Below are 15,967 nucleotides of genomic sequence, written 5' to 3'. Positions count from 1 at the left end.
TCCCTTCGTGAGCATCGTCATCCTCGACTTCGGCAGCCAGTACACCCGTCTGATCGCTCGGCGCTTTCGTGAACTTGGTGCCTACAGCGTGATTCTGCCGGGTACGGCGAGCCTGGAGCGCATTCAGCAGGAACATCCGCGGGGCATCGTGTTGTCGGGCGGCCCCAGCAGCGTGTATGACGCCAGTGCCCCGCGCCCGACGCCCGGAGTGCTCGACCTTGACGTACCCATTCTGGGCGTGTGCTACGGCATGCAGTTTCTCGCGCACGAGGCTGGCGGCGACGTGCGGCGGGCCGGGAAACGCGAGTACGGCAAGGCGGACCTCACCCGCTACGGCGGCGAGCTCTTCGCCGGCATTCAGGGTGAATTCGTCGCCTGGATGAGCCACAGCGACTCGGTGACGCGGCTGCCGCAGGGCTACGAGGTGATCGCCGAAACCGCGGATACACCCGTCGCGGGGATCGAGAACGCCCAGACCCGCCGCTACGGGGTGCAGTTTCACCCCGAAGTCGTTCATACCCCCAAGGGCGGTCAACTGCTGGCGAACTTTCTGGCGATTTGTGGCGTGGCGCGCGACTGGAACGCCGAACACATCGTCGAGGAGCTGATCGAGGACGTGCGGCGGCAGGTGGGCAACGGCCGGGTGCTGCTCGCGATCAGCGGCGGCGTCGACTCCTCCACGCTGGGCCTGCTGCTGTCCCGCGCGATCGGTGACCGCCTGACCGCCGTCTTTATCGACCATGGTCTGCTGCGGCTGGGGGAACGCGAACAGGTGGAGGCCGCGCTGCTCCCCCTGGGGGTGAACCTCGTGACCGTGGACGCCAGCGAGGAATTCCTGGGAGCGCTTCGCGGCGTCGCCGACCCCGAGGAGAAGCGCAAGATCATCGGGCGCGAGTTCATTCGCGCGTTTGAACGCGAGGCCAGGAAGTACGGGCCCTTCGACTTTCTCGCGCAGGGCACCCTCTACCCCGACGTGATCGAGTCGGCGGGCGGTGAGGGCGCCGCCAACATCAAGAGCCACCACAACGTTGGCGGCCTGCCCGAAGACCTCCAGTTCAAACTGGTGGAACCCTTCCGCACCCTCTTCAAGGACGAGGTGCGCGCCCTGGCTCGCCTGTTGGGCCTCCCCGACGCGATTCGCATGCGCCACCCCTTCCCCGGTCCCGGCCTGGCCATCCGCTGCCTGGGAGAGGTCACCCGCGAGAAGCTCGACATCCTCAAGCGGGTGGACGACATCTTCATCAGCGGCCTGCGCGAGTTCGGCCTGTACGACGGCTGCTCGCAGGCCCTCGCCGTCCTGACCCCAATTCAGTCCGTCGGCGTGATGGGTGACGAGCGCACCTACTCCTACACGGCCGCCCTGCGCGCCGTCACCACCGACGACTTCATGACCGCGGAGTGGGCGCGGCTGCCCTACGACTTCCTGGCGACCATGAGTAACCGCATCGTCAACCACGTCCACGAGATCAACCGCGTGGTGTATGACATCACCGGCAAGCCGCCCGCCACGATTGAATGGGAGTGAGGCCCGGACCGGAGGAGACGGCGCTCCTCACGCCTTGGGCGGCTCGTCTAGCCCACGCACCAGGATGAGTGAGCCGCTGGCCCTCTCCTGCCGCAGGGGGCGAATACGGGCGTACCCTTCCGACTCGTACCACGCGCGGGCCTGCTCGGCCGAGGGAAAGGCAATGACCACCACCCGGCCCGGCACCGCGCCCTCCAGCGCCTCGGGGTGGCCGCCCCGCACGAGGAACTGGCCGCCGTACGGCTCAAGGGTGGCGGGCACCTGCCCCGAATAGGTGGGGTAGCCCTCGGGGTCGTGGACGTCCATCAGGCCGATCACGTAGGCGCTCATGCTTCCTTCATTTTGCCCTCCAGGCCCAGTCATACCGTTGTCTGGCTCACCGCCCGGCTCTTGCCCATCCCGGCCACGACCTGATTCACGATGCGAATCCAGGCGCGGGCGCTGGCCTCCACCACGTCGGTCGCCACGCCGGTGCCGTGCAGCGTCGTTTCGCCGTAGCGTGCGCCGATGCTGACTTCGCCCAGCGCGTCGCCGCCGCCCGTCACGGCCTGGATGCGGTAGCTCTCCAACTCCGGTGTGATGCCGGTGATCTTGTTGATCGCCTGGAAGGCGGCTTCAACCGGGCCGTCGCCGTGGGCGGTGGCGTCCACCTGACCGTTTGGCGTTTGCAGGCGCACAAAGGCGACGGGGGTCATGTTCATGCCGGAAGTGATCTGGAAGCCCTCCAGCGTGAAGGTCTGCGGCACGTCGCTGCGGCTTTCGACCAGGGCCCGCAGGTCATCGGCGTAGATTTGCCCCTTGCGGTCAGCCAGGTCCTTGAAGCGGGCAAAGAGGTGCTGTACCCGGTCGTCGGGCAGGTCGGTGTAGCCCAGGTCGCCCAGCGCCTTGCGAAAGGCGGCGCGGCCCGAGTGCTTGCCCATCACGAGCACGGCAGCCTCGCGGCCTACAAGTTCCGCATTCATGATCTCGTAGGTCTCGCGGGCCTTGATGACGCCGTCCTGGTGGATGCCCGACTCGTGGGCAAAGGCGTTGTCCCCCACCACGGCCTTATTGGGCTGCACCGGCATCCCGCTCAGGCGGCTGACCATTCGGCTGGAGCGGTAGAGTTCGCGGGTGTGAATGCCCGTTTCGAAGCCGTAGTGGTCGCGGCGGGTATGAAAGGCCATCACGATCTCTTCCAGGCTGGCGTTTCCGGCCCGCTCGCCGATGCCGTTCACCGTGCACTCGATCTGCCGCGCGCCGCCCTCCGCCGCGGCGATGGAATTGGCGACGGCCATTCCTAAGTCGTCGTGGCAGTGGGCCGAGAGGATCACGTGCTCCGGCAACTCGCCGCGCAGGTAGGCAAAGAGGTCGCGGATCTCCTCGGGAGTGGTGTAGCCCACCGTGTCGGGCACGTTAATCGTCGTTGCGCCCGCCTCCACCGCCGCTTTAAAGATGCGAGCCAGGAATTCGCGCTCACTGCGGGTGGCGTCCTCCGCGCTGAATTCCACGTCGTCCACAAAGGAGCGCGCCAGGCGCACCGCCTCCACCGCCCGCTCGATCACGGCGTCGGGCTCCAGTCCCAGCTTTTTGGCCATGTGAATCGGGCTGGTGGCGATGAAGGTGTGAATGCGGGGCTTCTGTGCCGGTTCGACCGCCCTGGCCGCCGCCTCGATGTCGGCACGGTTCGCGCGCGCCAGCCCGGCGATGATGGGCCCCCGCACCTCGCGGGCGATCCGCGAGACGCCTTCGAGGTCACCGGGAGAGGCGATGGGAAAACCCGCCTCGATCACGTCCACGCCCAGGCGGGCCAGCTGATGGGCGATCTCCAGCTTTTGGGTGTGGTTCAGCGCCACACCGGGCGACTGCTCTCCGTCGCGCAGGGTGGTGTCAAAGATGCGGATGCGCTGGCTCTGTGCGGTCTGCTGCGTCATGGGCGTCTCCTGAGGGTGAGAAGGGCGGGCGCAACGAAAACTCCCCGGAGGGCTGTCCTCCGGGGAGCAAGCGGGTCTTCTGCCCTTCACTCCACCGGAGGAAGGCTAAGAAGAAGGCCGCCGAATACGGTCATGGGGTGCATCCTAAGGCGAGTTCGGCCCTGCGGCCGTGCCGGTGTCTAGACGCTCAGACTTCCAGTTCCTGCTTGCTGAGAAAGGGCATCTTGCCCCGCAGCTCCCGGCCGACCACCTCCAGCGTGTGGGTCCGCATCTTTTGGCGCTGCGCCTTCATGAAGGGGAAGCCGCTTTCAGCCTCCTCAATAAAGGCGCGGGCGAACTGACCGCTCTGGATCTCAGAGAGCACGTCCCGCATGGTGGCTTTGGTCTCGTCGGTGATGATGCGCGGCCCGGTCACGTAGTCCCCGTACTCGGCCGTGTTGGAGATGGAGTGGCGCATGCCCTCGAAGCCTTTCTCATAGATCAGGTCCACGATCAGCTTGACCTCGTGCAGCGTCTCAAAGTAGGCGATTTCGGGCTGGTACCCCGCCTCGACGAGCGTCTCAAAGCCCGCCTGAATCAGGTGCGTGACGCCGCCGCAGAGCACGGACTGCTCCCCGAAGAGGTCCGTTTCCGTCTCTTCCTTGAAGGTCGTTTCGAGGACGCCCGCGCGGGTGCCGCCGATCCCGCGCGCATAGGCGAGGGCGAGGTCGCGGGCTTGGCCGGTGGCATCCTGCGCCACAGCAAAGATGCTGGGCATGCCCGCGCCGTCCACGTACACGCGCCGCAGCATGTGGCCCGGCCCCTTGGGGGCCACCAGAAATACGTCCACGTCGGCGGGGGGCTGAATGCGCCCGAAGTGGATGTTGAAGCCGTGCCCGAACGCGAGCGCCTTGCCCGCAGTCAGGTGGGGCGCGATGGCCTCCTCGTACACCTGGGGCTGCGTCTCGTCGGGGATCAGCAGCATGATGACGTCCGCTTCCTTTGTCGCGTCCTCGATGCTCGCCACCCGCAGCCCCGCCTGCTCCGCCTTGGGACGGCTGGGGCTTCCCGCGCGCAGACCGACCACCACATTCAGCCCGCTGTCCCGCAGGTTCTGCGCGTGCGCGTGCGCCTGCGAGCCGTAGCCGATGATGGCGATCAGTTTGTCTTCGATGGGGGAGAGGCTGACGTCACGGTCATAGTACATCTTGGCGGCCATTGGTGAATTCTCCTACAAATGGTGGGCGAGGGGGATGGGTGGACTAGGGAAGCGGCTTAGAACAGATTGGGTACGCCTCGCGCCCGCTCCTCGCGCGGTTCGACGCCCTCCACCGCGGGTTTGAGGGCCTGGGTCTCGCCCGCGTGGTAGACGTGGGTGGGAATATCGGCGTTGGAGCCGCGCGTAAGCGCCACGCGGCCCGTGCGCATCGTTTCCAGAATGCCAAAGGGGCGCATCTGCTCGATAAAGGCGGTGATCTTGCCCTCGTCGCCGGTGACCTCAAAGGTCAGCGCGTGGCGGCCCACGTCCACGATGCGGGCCCGGAAGTCTTCCGCGATCTGGCGGACCTCCACGCGGCTTTCCGGCGTGATGGCCACCTTGACAAGCACGAGTTCGCGGTCTACGTACTTCTCCAGGCTGTGGTCGATGATGTTGATGACGTCGTGCAGCTTTTCCAGTTGCCGCATCGCCTGTTCGACCACGCCGCGGTCACCGGTCACCACAAAGGTCATGCGGCTGACGCCGGGGTGCTCGGTCGAACCGACCGAGAGGCTCTTGATGTTGTAGCCGCGCCGGCCAAAGAGGGACGTGATGCGGGTCAGCACCCGCGGCTCGTCGCGGACCAGGGCGGACACGAGGTGGTCACGGGGGGTGGGGTCGGTCATGCGCCCTTTGCCTCCTCTGCGGTGGGGTTGCGCTCGTTGCCGGGAATGGACCGCGCCGGCTCCTGTTCGATCATCTCGCTGAGGGCCGCCCCGGCGGGCACCATCGGGAAGACGCCGTGCTCGTGCGGCACCACGACCTCCAGGAGGGCGCTCTTTGGGTCGGCCAGCCAGGCGTCGATGGCGCCCGGGAGGTGTTCGGCGCTGTCGGCGCGGTAGCCGGGGACACCGTAGGCATCAGCCAGCTTCAGGAAGTCGGGGTTGGAGTCCCCCAGCCACACTTCCGAGTAGCGGCGCTCGTGGAAGAGTTCCTGCCACTGCCGCACCATGCCGAGGTAGGCGTTGTTGATGATGCAGATCTTGACGTTGCGGATGTCGTACTTCTTGAGGGTGGCCAGCTCCTGTGCGGTCATCTGAAAGCCGCCGTCTCCAGCAATCACCACGCTGCGCACGCCGGGCTCGGCCAGGGCCGCGCCGATGGCCGCCGGAAAGCCAAAGCCCATCGTGCCCAGCCCGCCCGAATTCAGCCAGCGCCGGGGCCGCTCGAAGCGAGCGAGCTGCGCGGCGAGCATCTGGTGCTGCCCCACGTCGGAAGCGAGGATGTCGTCCGGCCGCAGGCGCTCGGTGACGGCCTGCACGGCATAGGCCGCGCCCCAGCGGTCGGGCTTTTGGGTGCGCGCCTGCCAGCGGGCAAGCTGGGCGTGCCACTCGGGCCGGTCGCGCCGCTGCGCCCCCTCGCTGAGCAGCCGGGCTGCGGCGGCGGCGTCCCCGCGCACCGGCACGTGCGTTCGCACGATTTTGCCGATCTCGGCGGCATCGAGTTCGACGTGAATGATGGCGGCGTTGGGAGCAAACCCGCTGACCCGGCCCGTCACCCGGTCATCGAAGCGGAGCCCGATCCCCAGCAGCACGTCGGCCTCGCTGATCGCGCGGTTGGCCGCAACCGAACCGTGCATGCCCGGCATGCCCAGCCAGAGAGGATCGCTGGCGGGAAATGCGCCCAGGCCCATCAGCGTGGTGATGACTGGAATCTGCCAGGCGCGGGCGAGTGCAGTGATCTCCGCGGCGGCGTCCAGCGAGCCTCCACCCACGATGATGACGGGCTTGTTCGCGTTTCGCAGCAGCTCACGGGCACGCTCGATCGCCTCCGGTGCCGGTGCTGGAGCCTCGGGGCGAGCATGGGGGACCGGAATGTCCCCGGAATAGGGCGCGAGTTGGATGTCTTTAGGAATGTCCACCAGGACCGGGCCGGGCCGTCCGCTGCGCGCGATGCGAATCGCTTCCGCGAGAATGCGCGGCAACTCTTCCACCTCCCGCACCACGTAGTTGTGCTTGGTGATGGGCAGCGTGATCCCGGTGATGTCGGCTTCCTGAAAGGCGTCGGTCCCCATCAGGTGCCGCGCCACGTTTCCGGTGATCGCCAGGATGGGCACCGAGTCCATCATGGCGTCTGCCAGGCCAGTCACCAGGTTGGTTGCGCCCGGCCCCGAGGTGGCGAGGCACACGCCGATCTCCCCAGTCGCCTTCGCCCAGCCCTCCGCCGCGTGGACCGCGCCCTGCTCGTGCCGAGTCAGGATGTGCCGCACCTCCGGGTAAAAGGTGAGGGCGTCATACACCGGCATAATCGCCCCGCCCGGATAGCCGAACACCGTGTGAATGCCGTGTCCGACCAGGGTGGCCCACAGCGCCTTGGCTCCCGTCATCTCGCCTTGGGTCATGCGTCTCCCTCCTGCAAAAGGCGCGCGCCACGCTCACCCGGGGGCGGCGCGGCGCGGCAAGCGTCCTGGTGAACCAGTCCCGGACGGTTGGCATGTGACTGCTGGCGTTTCCTCATCTTGCCTCTCTCCTTCGCTGGCCTTGAACGAAACACCCCCGCCCGGGTGGGGGCGGGGGAACGGCACGCACTCGCGCTTAGCAGCCAGAACCCCCGGTGCTAAGAAGTACGGTCACGAGAATCACGTGCGGCGCGTTCATGACCCTACCCTAAATGCTCAGCGGGCTCAGGAGAGGGAGGGCGTCTAGACGCCATACGGGAACAAGGTGGAGCCGGGAGAGAACCCGGGCGAGTGTCCGCGGCTGGACCTACCGCCCGCTGGGCACGAATTCGCGGTCGGAGTAGTCTTCGCGGCGGCGTTCCCGGTCATCCCGGTCGCGGCTCCAGCGGCCCTGACCGCCCCGGTAGCCGCCTTCACGGTTGCTAAAGCTGCCGCGTCCACCCTGAGCGCCGCTCCCCCGACCACCGCGGTAGCCACCCTCGTCGCGGAACCCGCCGCGGTAGCCGGAGCCGCCCTGACGGCCCTCGCGCGCCGGAGCCTCGAACAGCTCGGGAAGTTCCTGGGCGACTTCCACCCGGATGTCACCCTCGAGCGGCGACGCCGTCAGCAGCTTCTCGACGTACTCGCTGGGCACGTCGGCCACCGTGCCGCCGCGCCACTGCCGCACCTTGCCCAGGCGGCGGGTGTCCACGTCGCTGTTGCGGGCGATGAGCGCCACGGTGCGCGGCACGCTCAGGCGTTCGCCGTGCAGGATCAGGGTGGTCAGGCCCTCTTCGCCGCTCAGCAGGCTGGCCGCCTGAACAGGTTCGGTCACGCCGCTGATCTTGGCAAGCGCGCGGGCCAGGGCTTCGAGGCCCAGCTCGCTAAAGAGCCGTTCGGCTTCGGCCTGGAAGGGCCGTGCCGCCTCCGCCTCCACCTTGCGCACCAGGTCGGCGCTGGCGCGGGCGCTTGCCGCCTGCACCTCCTTGGGGGTGGGCAGGGCGCGCTCCTTGAACTGCACGCCGGTGCGCTGCTCCAGGAAGCGCAGCTCGCGTCCTTCGCGCTCGCCGTACATCACGATGGCGGTGCCGGTGCGCCCGGCGCGGCCCGTGCGGCCCGAGCGGTGCACGTAGCTCTCGGGGTCCTGCGGCAGGTGGTACTGCACCACCAGGTCCACTTCTGGAATGTCCAGGCCGCGGGCCGCCACGTCGGTGGCGACCAGCACGCCCACGCGGCCGCTGCGGAAAGCGCCCAGCGCCCGTTCACGCTGGCTCTGCGCCAGGTCGCCGTGCAGCGCTTCGGATTCGATGCCGCGGTGAATGAGTTCGAGCGCCAGCTCGTCGGCCTCGCGTTTGGTGCGGGTAAAGACGATGGCCTTTTCGGGGTTGTAGACGGTGAGCAGGTCGGCCAGCACACGGGTGCGGGTGCGCCCCACCTTCACCTTGAGGTGCTCGACGCTCTGCGCGGCCTGGCTCTTGCCCTCGCCGACCAGGTCCACCACCACCGGTTCACGCAGGTACTGGCGAGCAATGCGGTGAATCTCGTCGTTCAGCGTGGCGCTAAAGAGCAGGGTCTGCCGCGTCTCGGGCGTCTTCTGAAGGATCGTCTCGATCGCGTCCGCAAAGCCTACGCTCAGCATCTCATCGGCCTCGTCAAGCACGGCGTACTGGATGGCGCTGAGGTCCAGCGTGCCGCGCTCGAGGTGGTCGATCAGGCGTCCGGGCGTTCCGACCACCACGTCCACGCCTCGGCGCAGCGCGTTTTCCTGCGGCCCGTAGGCCGCGCCGCCGTAGACCGTCACGGTGCTCAGCTGCGGTCCACTCTTGCTGAATTCCTCTGCGACCTGCTTGGCGAGTTCGCGGGTGGGCGCGATCACGATGGCCCGCGGCAGGCGCCCCCGTTCGCGGCTCGGGGCGAGGTTCTGAATAATGGGCAGCGCAAAGGCCAGCGTCTTGCCCGTTCCCGTGCGGGCGCGCCCAATGAGATCCCGCCCCGCAAGGGTGTGGGGCAGGCTTTCCGCCTGGATGGGGCTGGCTTCGGTGATGCCGCGTTCCTGGAGACGCGCCGCGAGTTCGGGCGCGATCAGTTGATCAAAGTTCATTTGTGGTCCTTTCCGGGAAAGCGCGTCCCCGTTGACCAGCAAATGCTTGACCTGAAAGTGGGGGCACTTTCCAAGCCGCCGGGAACGTCCCGAGCGGCGCACGAAGTAAAATCTTACACCACCGGGGGGAAAAAGGCAAGAAGAGTCACTCCAGCGGGCTTCTTGTCTCTGGCTCCTCTTCCAGCTCGGCCGGAAGGGTGCCGCCCAGCGCCACCCAGGCACCCAGCAGGTCATCCGGCACCGGCGCGTGCAGGTGCAGGAGCTCGCCGCTGACGGGGTGAGGAAGCGTCAGGAAGTGGGCATGCAGGGCGTGCCGGGGCATCACTGCGCTTTCGCGGCCATACACCGGGTCACCCAGAATGGGGCTGCCCAGGTGGGCGAGGTGCACCCGGATCTGGTGGGTTCGGCCCGTACGCGGCTGCGCCCGCACCAGCGCCAGCGTGCGCCCGTGTCCATCAGGGTGGACCGCGAGGGGGGTGAAGTGGGTTTGCGCCTCGCGGGGCCGAACGCCCCCCACGGTCATCCGCTGCCGCGCGGTGGGGTGGCGGCCCACCGGCGCATTCACGGTCAGCGGACCCTGCGCCTTCCAGGTTCCGGCCGCGATGGCCAGATATGTCTTGCGCGTGGCGCGGTCCTTGAAGGCAGCAGCAAGCCGGGCGTGGGCCTCAACCGTCTTGGCGACCACGATCACGCCGCTGGTGTCCCGGTCCAGCCGGTGCACGATGCCGGGGCGGTAGCCGTCGGGGCCCGCCGCACCGGGTTGCTCGGGCAGCGTCATCCGGCCCAGCAGGGCATTGACCAGCGTACCGGAGCTCACCCCCGGTGCGGGGTGGGTCACCATGCCGGGCGGCTTGTTCACGGCGATGAGGCTCTCATCCTCGTACAACACGTTGAGGGGGACCGTTTCGGGAGCGATGGCGGCCTCGGGCGGCGGGGGCAGCTGCACGAGAAGCGTCTCCCCCCCTTTGAGTTTCAGCCCGGCTTTCTGCACCACCACGCGGCCCACCTGCACCCGCCCGCCTTCGATCCACCCGGCAGCCTGCGAGCGGCTGACTCCAGCAAGGTCCGCAAGCACCGTGTCGAGGCGGCCAGGTCTGGCGGTGAGGTGCAGGGTGGGGGAGGTGTCCGTCACGGCGGGCAGTGTAGCGCCCCGCTAGCGCGGTGATTCGGCCCGCAGGGGCGGGACCCGCAGGCCCCCCCGCCCGTCCCATCCCTTAAAGGCGTAGAAGCGTCCCGGCTCGCCTGTTCGCAGATAGTCGTGCAGCGGCTCGCGCATGGGGGGCGATTCCAACAGCTCTACGGCCTCGTCGGGCGGACAGAAGCGGGCCTCCACAATGAAGCCGTCGGGATCGGAAGGATTCAGGAGCCCTTCCCAGGTCGCCTCAAAGGCAACGGCAACAGCGCGTTCGCCCCGGCGCTCATCCTCGATGTGGACCGTGTAGGCCATGTGCTTGATCCCGGTGAGTTTGAGGCCGGTCTCCTCTGCGATCTCGCGGTAAAGGGCCTCGAGAAGCGTCTCGCCGGGTTCGACCATGCCCCCCGGAAGGGTGTAGCGCACCCGGCCCAAGCCCTGCCAGTCGTTGCCCACCAGCAGCACTCGACCGAACTTGTCCCGCAAGACCCCTGCGGCGACCAGCAGGTCACGCCGCGCCATAGCTTCCCCGTGGCTCCTCGGTTCCCTGCATGGCGAGAAGCTGCCGCTCGCGCTCCAGGCGGGCAAGCGCAGCGACGATGGGCGCGAGGTCGCCTTCTATGACGCTCTCCAGCGGAAAGTTCTTGTGTTCCCCTTCCAGCCGGTGATCGGTCACCCGGTTTTGCGGGTAGTTGTAGGTGCGGATTTTTTCGCTGCGCTCGCCGGTGCCGACCTGCGCCGCCCGCGTCTCGCGTTCGCGTTCCTCCCGCGCGGCCCGCTCCCGCTCGGCAAGGCGTGAGGCCAGCACGACGAGGGCCTTTTCGCGGTTCTTGATCTGGGAGCGGCTGTCTTGGCACACCACCACGATCTCGTCGGGCGTGCCGGGCCGGTACACCGCGCGCACCGCCGAGTCCGTGGTGTTGACGCCCTGTCCTCCCGCCCCCTGCGAGCGGAAGACGTCAATGCGCACTTCAGAGGGGTCAAGCTGCACCTCACCCTGCTCCGCTTCCGGCAGCACGGCCACCGTGACGGTGCTGGTGTGGATGCGGCCCTGCGACTCGGTGGCGGGCACCCGCTGCACCCGGTGGACGCCGCGTTCCCACTTCAGGGCGCGGAAAGCAAACTCCCCGGTCACCTCCGCCACCACCTTGCTCGCGCCGCCCAGGTCGCTTTCGGAGGCGTCCAGGACATGGAGCTTGAGTCCTGCCCCCTCGGCGTAGCGGGTATACATCCGCAGGAGATCAGTCACAAAGAGGGCCGCCTCTGCACCCCCGGCCCCGGCGCGCAGCTCCAGAATCACATTCTTGGCGTCGTCGGGGTCGGTGGGGAGCAGCAGGACTTCCAGCTCGGCCTCGATCTCGGCGAGGCGAGCCCCCAGGCTCTCCATCTCGCCCTGCGCCAGCTCGCGCATGTCGGGATCCGCCAGCAGTTCGCGTGCGCCCTCTAGATCGCGCAAAAGCGCCGCGTGCTCGCGGTACAGCGTCACGATGGGCATGAGTTCACGGTGGCGGCGGGTGAGCCGGGCATACTCGCGGGGGTCCGCGAGCATCGCGGGGTCACCCAGCGCCCGCTCCACCAGGCCGAACTCCGCAGCGAGTTCCTCCAGCCGCTGGCTTACCACGGTGGACACGATCCAGAAACGAGCAGAAGACTTGACACAGGCATCATACCCGCAGTCTAGCGCTGCCCCTCCCTAGACGACCGGAAGGCAGGCAACAGGGGTAAGCGCGCGGGCTGACGCTACAGTCACCCGCATGAGAACGGTGACGGTGGGCGTGTTGGGCTGCGGCGCGGTGGGGCAAAACATCCTGCAGCTTCTGGAGCGCCGCAAGCCGATTTTTGATGATTTGGGCGTGCGTATCGAGGTCAATGGTGTGCTGGTGCGCGACGCGGCCAAGCCGCGCGACGTTCCGCCCGGCACGCCGCTCACCAGCGACCCCGGCTTTCTTCAGGAAAGCAGCGTGGTGATCGAGGTGCTTGGCGGCATCGAGGGGCCCCTGGCCCTGCTGCGCCCCTACCTGCGTTCCGGGCGGCCCGTGATCACGGCCAACAAGGCGCTTCTTGCCGAGTGCTGGGACGAGCTGCGCGAGTACGCCCTCGCCGGGCGCCTGTACTACGAGGCGAGCGTGATGGCCGGGACGCCGGTGATCGGCCCGATGAGCACCGTGTTGCGCGCGAGCACCTTTACCCGCCTGCAGGCGGTGCTCAACGGTACCTGCAACTACATCCTCACCCAGATGGAGGGGGGCAAAACCTACGCCCAGGCGCTTGCCGAAGCGCAAGCCCTCGGCTACGCCGAAGATCCGCCTACCCTCGATGTGGGTGGCTTTGACAGCGCCCACAAGCTGACGGTCTTGGCGCGCTTCTGTGCCGACGGGGACTTTCCCTATTCCGCCGTGCGGGTGCAGGGCATCGAGGACGTGACCCCAGAAGACGTGGCGGCGGCGCGGGCTGCCGGGCAGCGTATCAAGCTCGTGGCCGAACTGCACCGCGAAGGCTCAGGCTGGCGGGCCAGCGTCTCACCGCAGCGCCTGCCCGCCACACACCCCCTCTGTAACGAGGGTGCCAGCCGCAACGCCCTCGTGTACGAGGGTGAGGAATGCGGTCCCCTCATCTTCGCGGGGGGCGGCGCGGGCGGCATGGTCACCGCCTCCGCGATGGTGGGGGACCTGCTGGACTGGCTGATCGGGTTTCCGGGACATGTGCCGCTGCACTAGCCAGCCGGCACCAAGACGGCAGCTTCACGCCCCGGCACCTCCACCTCCGCCTCCGCGCTCAGCCGGTACAGCTGCCCGCTCAGGGCGTCGCGGTACCGGCCGGGCTGCACGTCGCGCAGGGGGAGGCGGGCCGGAGTCCGGGCCGCATTGATGGCCACGTAGGCGTGGCCCGCAGCGTGCTCCCGCACGTACACCAGCGCCTCGTCCTGCGCGTGTGTAAAGCGGAAGTCGCCCCGGCGCAGGGCGGGCGTGGCATGCCGAGCCGCGGTCAGCGTTTGCAACAGGCGCAGCGTTGCTCGGTCCCAGCTCGCCTCGTCCTGCCAGGGAAAGGCGCGGCGGCAGTCGGGATCGGGGCCGCCGGGGAGGCCGATCTCGTCACCGTAGTAGATGCACGGTGCCCCCACATAGGTCATCTGAAAGACGCTGGCAAGGCGAAAGGCCGTCCCGTCGCCCCCCGCTGCGGTCAGAAAACGGGCCGTGTCGTGTGAGCCGAGCAGGTTGAGCTGCGCGCGGACGATCTGGGGATGGTAGAGCGCGGTGACCTCGGTCATGCGCCCAGCAAAGGCGGCGGCGTCGAGCGGCTCGATGCGGCCCATACCGCTGCGTTCGTTCATCGCCTGGTCCAGGCTGTGCCGGCCAAAAAAGGCCAGGCAGGGCCGCGTGAAGTGATAGTTCATCACCGCGTCGAACTGGTCACCCTGAAGCCAGCGGTGCGCGTCACCCCACAGTTCCCCCACGATGTAGGCGTCGGGATTGATGGCCTTGATGCGGCGGCGAAACTCGCGCCAAAACGCGTCGTCGTCGATCTCATTGGGCACGTCAAGCCGCCAGCCGTCGATTCCCTGCGCCATCCAGTACTCGCCCACGTTCCATAAGAACTCGCGCACCGCAGGATGATTGGTGTTGAATTTGGGCAGAGCGCGCAGCCCCCACCACGCCTGATACCCCGCGGGCTGCGAGTCGTCGTAGGCATGGAGCGGCCAGCTCTCCACATGGAACCAGTCGCGGTAGGCGCTCGCCTCGCCCTGTTCGAGGAGGTCATTGAACTGAAAAAAGCCCCGGCTGGCGTGGTTAAAGACGCCGTCCAGCACAATGCGGATGCCGCGGGCGTGCGCCGCCTCGATCAGCGCCCGCAGCGCGGCATTGCCTCCCAACATCGGATCGACCTGAAAGTAGTCGTGGGTGTGGTAGCGGTGATTGGAGGCCGACTGAAACACCGGACAGAAGTAGATGGCGTTGACTCCCAGCGCCGTGAGGTGATCCAGGTGCTCGATCACCCCCCACAGGTCCCCGCCCATGTAGCCGTGCACGGTGGGCGGGCTGCCCCAGGGTTGCAGGTGAAGGCCCGTCACCCGGCCACTGCGGGCAAAGCGGTCGGGAAAAATCTGGTAGAAGACGGCGTCGGCGACCCATTCCGGGGTACGGGGGGGCAGCGGCGAGGAGGACATGCCGGGCCAGGATAGCGGAAGCGCTTCCCCCGGGCCTTAGGGGTTCCTTGTGTGCCAGGCCTGCAAAAAACTCCGTGCCTCCTGGGCGGTTCGCACCTCACCAAGCGCCTGTGCCTCGGCGACCGCTCGGAGTGCTGCCCCGACAGCCGGGCCGGGAGGAAGGTGCAGCAGCGCCATGACGTCGTGTCCGCTGAGCAGTGGGGGTGGGGGGGCGGGCTGCTCTTCGAGCGCGGCGAGCACGCGCTCAATGCCAAGAGCATAGGCCTGACGGGTGCCGGGCGTGCTCTGTGGTCCCCGCGCCGCCTCACGGTCAGCGAGCATCAGCCGCAGGAGGTCGGGCAGCAGCTCGCGGCGACGGTGAACAAAGCGCCGCGCCTCCCGCTCGTCGCTGGGTAGATGGGCCATATGGGCGCGAATCAGGGCCGCGACTCGGTTCACCTCCGCGCTCGGCAGACGCAGCCGGGTCAGGGCCTCCCGCGCCAGCTCTGCCCCTACGCGCTCGTGGCCGTAGAAGGTGATGCGGCCAGGGTGCTTCTCGGTCTCGCGGGTACGCGGCTTTCCCACGTCGTGGAGCAGCGTCGCCCACCGCAGCGGCAGCTCCGCTTCGGGAAAGCGGCTGAGCAGTTGGTGCAGCGCTTCCAACCCGTGTCCGAACACATCCAGATGGTGAAAGCCGCCCTGTTGTACCCCGATCCCTTCACGCAGTTCAGGCAGGGTGAGGGCGAGCAGGCCGAGGCGTTCCATACGCTGCACCCCTCTTGCTGCGTTCGGATGCGAGAGAAGCACCTGCCACTCATCGCGCACCCGCTCGGGCGCGGGAAGCGGCAGTCGGCCCGCCGCGAGGTCGGCCGCCGCCTGCCTGACGGCCGTTTCCGTCGCCGGCTCCAGGCGAAAGCCCAGGGTGGTTTCGAAGCGCACCGCCCGCCAGGCCCGCAGGGGATCTTCGCGCAGATTCGCCTCCGACACCATCCGCAGCCGCCGTGCTCGTAGATCGGCCCGCCCACCCGCCGGGTCCAGCAGCTTCCGGTCGGCGGTAAGGGCAAGCGCATTGACCGTGAAGTCCCGCCGCAGGAGATCGCTGGTGATGTCCTGCGGAAGCGGCACGAAGTCATGCTGAATACCCGCTGGTGTCTGAACCCGCCAGTAGCCCCGCGCCTCATCGAGCGCGAAGGCCGGGCCACCCACCTGCGCGGCCAGCGCCTGTGCTGCCTGCGCGGGCGAGGACGCCGCCCAGTCAAAATCCCTGGGAGCCAGGCCCCGCAGCCAGTCGCGCACCGCCCCGCCAACCAGCAGGGCGCCCGCTGGAAAGGGGGGGAGGGAAGGCCGGCGCAACATGGGCGTTATGGTAACGGCTCTTGTTCTGTCTCGCTGGCTTTGCTACCTTAAGCGCCGCTGGGGGCATAGCTCAGCGGGAGAGCATCCGCTTTGCAAGCGGAGGGTCAAGAGTTCGAATCTCTTTGCCTCCACCAAAGAAAACACCGCGCCTAGTGCGCGGTTTTCTCTTTTCGTGCAGTCGC

The 15,967-nt window shown here is 67.9% G+C and carries 13 protein-coding genes and 1 tRNA gene; 3 read left to right on the top strand and 11 right to left on the bottom strand.

Annotated elements, in window-relative coordinates; translation table 11 throughout:
- Positions 1 to 7: 7 nt before the first annotated feature.
- On the top strand, positions 8 to 1,525 hold the full coding sequence (guaA, locus tag EI73_RS05450) for a glutamine-hydrolyzing GMP synthase (protein ID WP_034384903.1): 1,518 nt from the start codon (positions 8 to 10) through the stop codon (positions 1,523 to 1,525).
- 27 nt (positions 1,526 to 1,552) lie between these two features.
- Here guaA and EI73_RS05445 read toward each other — a convergent pair whose 3' ends face one another.
- The 9 genes from EI73_RS05445 to prfA all read right to left on the bottom strand — a co-directional run bounded on the left by EI73_RS05445 (position 1,553) and on the right by prfA (position 11,906).
- Positions 1,553 to 1,855, bottom strand: a complete 303-nt coding sequence (locus EI73_RS05445) for a DUF1330 domain-containing protein (protein ID WP_034384902.1) — start codon at positions 1,853 to 1,855, stop codon at positions 1,553 to 1,555.
- 29 nt (positions 1,856 to 1,884) lie between these two features.
- Positions 1,885 to 3,438, bottom strand: coding sequence for a 2-isopropylmalate synthase (locus tag EI73_RS05440; RefSeq protein ID WP_034384901.1), 1,554 nt, complete (start codon positions 3,436 to 3,438; stop codon positions 1,885 to 1,887).
- Positions 3,439 to 3,625: 187 nt separating this feature from the next.
- Positions 3,626 to 4,636 carry a ketol-acid reductoisomerase gene (gene ilvC, locus EI73_RS05435; protein ID WP_034384899.1) on the bottom strand — a complete coding sequence of 337 codons (1,011 nt, stop codon included), beginning with the start codon at positions 4,634 to 4,636 and terminating at the stop codon, positions 3,626 to 3,628.
- A gap of 56 nt (positions 4,637 to 4,692) precedes the next feature.
- On the bottom strand, positions 4,693 to 5,301 hold the full coding sequence (ilvN, locus tag EI73_RS05430; protein ID WP_034384897.1) for an acetolactate synthase small subunit: 609 nt from the start codon (positions 5,299 to 5,301) through the stop codon (positions 4,693 to 4,695).
- The gene (ilvB, locus tag EI73_RS05425) at positions 5,298 to 7,016 is read right to left on the bottom strand and encodes a biosynthetic-type acetolactate synthase large subunit (RefSeq protein WP_034384895.1); all 1,719 of its coding nucleotides are present in this window, start codon (positions 7,014 to 7,016) and stop codon (positions 5,298 to 5,300) included. Before ilvB ends, ilvN begins: the two co-directional genes overlap by 4 nt.
- Before the next feature lie 364 nt (positions 7,017 to 7,380).
- Entirely contained in the window at positions 7,381 to 9,153 is a 1,773-nt protein-coding gene (locus EI73_RS05420; protein WP_034384892.1) for a DEAD/DEAH box helicase, read from the bottom strand.
- 145 nt (positions 9,154 to 9,298) lie between these two features.
- On the bottom strand, positions 9,299 to 10,285 hold the full coding sequence (locus EI73_RS05415; RefSeq protein ID WP_034384891.1) for an RluA family pseudouridine synthase: 987 nt from the start codon (positions 10,283 to 10,285) through the stop codon (positions 9,299 to 9,301).
- Between the two features lie 21 nt (positions 10,286 to 10,306).
- On the bottom strand, positions 10,307 to 10,807 hold the full coding sequence (locus EI73_RS05410) for an NUDIX hydrolase (RefSeq protein ID WP_034384888.1): 501 nt from the start codon (positions 10,805 to 10,807) through the stop codon (positions 10,307 to 10,309).
- Entirely contained in the window at positions 10,794 to 11,906 is a 1,113-nt protein-coding gene (prfA, locus tag EI73_RS05405) for a peptide chain release factor 1 (protein WP_034387785.1), read from the bottom strand. Before prfA ends, EI73_RS05410 begins: the two co-directional genes overlap by 14 nt.
- 133 nt (positions 11,907 to 12,039) lie before the next feature.
- Between prfA and EI73_RS05400 the strand changes: the two genes are divergently transcribed.
- Positions 12,040 to 13,002: a homoserine dehydrogenase gene (locus EI73_RS05400; RefSeq protein WP_034384887.1), complete on the top strand. Its 963-nt coding sequence runs from the start codon at positions 12,040 to 12,042 to the stop codon at positions 13,000 to 13,002.
- Here the strand turns inward: EI73_RS05400 and EI73_RS05395 are convergent.
- Positions 12,999 to 14,450 carry a glycoside hydrolase family 13 protein gene (locus EI73_RS05395; protein WP_034384886.1) on the bottom strand — a complete coding sequence of 484 codons (1,452 nt, stop codon included), beginning with the start codon at positions 14,448 to 14,450 and terminating at the stop codon, positions 12,999 to 13,001. The genes EI73_RS05400 and EI73_RS05395 overlap by 4 nt on opposite strands.
- A gap of 36 nt (positions 14,451 to 14,486) precedes the next feature.
- Positions 14,487 to 15,785 carry an HD domain-containing protein gene (locus EI73_RS05390; RefSeq protein WP_034384885.1) on the bottom strand — a complete coding sequence of 433 codons (1,299 nt, stop codon included), beginning with the start codon at positions 15,783 to 15,785 and terminating at the stop codon, positions 14,487 to 14,489.
- A 59-nt stretch (positions 15,786 to 15,844) separates the two neighbouring features.
- Between EI73_RS05390 and EI73_RS05385 the strand changes: the two genes are divergently transcribed.
- Positions 15,845 to 15,919, top strand: a tRNA-Ala gene (locus tag EI73_RS05385).
- Positions 15,920 to 15,967 lie beyond the last annotated feature (48 nt).

The organism is Deinococcus sp. YIM 77859, assembly GCF_000745175.1.
Lineage (GTDB): Bacteria > Deinococcota > Deinococci > Deinococcales > Deinococcaceae > Deinococcus.
The sequence above is the reverse complement of the archived record's forward strand: the minus strand, read 5'-3'. Positions and strand labels throughout refer to the sequence as shown.

Coding starts and splice junctions, on each gene's coding strand:
- EI73_RS05445 (WP_034384902.1), bottom strand. CDS start 1,855: ATGAGCGCCTACGTGATCGGCCTGATGGACGTCCACGACCCCGAGGGC.
- EI73_RS05440 (WP_034384901.1), bottom strand. CDS start 3,438: ATGACGCAGCAGACCGCACAGAGCCAGCGCATCCGCATCTTTGACACC.
- ilvC (WP_034384899.1), bottom strand. CDS start 4,636: ATGGCCGCCAAGATGTACTATGACCGTGACGTCAGCCTCTCCCCCATC.
- ilvN (WP_034384897.1), bottom strand. CDS start 5,301: ATGACCGACCCCACCCCCCGTGACCACCTCGTGTCCGCCCTGGTCCGC.
- ilvB (WP_034384895.1), bottom strand. CDS start 7,016: ATGACCCAAGGCGAGATGACGGGAGCCAAGGCGCTGTGGGCCACCCTG.
- EI73_RS05420 (WP_034384892.1), bottom strand. CDS start 9,153: ATGAACTTTGATCAACTGATCGCGCCCGAACTCGCGGCGCGTCTCCAG.
- EI73_RS05410 (WP_034384888.1), bottom strand. CDS start 10,807: ATGGCGCGGCGTGACCTGCTGGTCGCCGCAGGGGTCTTGCGGGACAAG.
- EI73_RS05400 (WP_034384887.1), top strand. CDS start 12,040: ATGAGAACGGTGACGGTGGGCGTGTTGGGCTGCGGCGCGGTGGGGCAA.
- EI73_RS05395 (WP_034384886.1), bottom strand. CDS start 14,450: ATGTCCTCCTCGCCGCTGCCCCCCCGTACCCCGGAATGGGTCGCCGAC.
- EI73_RS05390 (WP_034384885.1), bottom strand. CDS start 15,785: ATGTTGCGCCGGCCTTCCCTCCCCCCCTTTCCAGCGGGCGCCCTGCTG.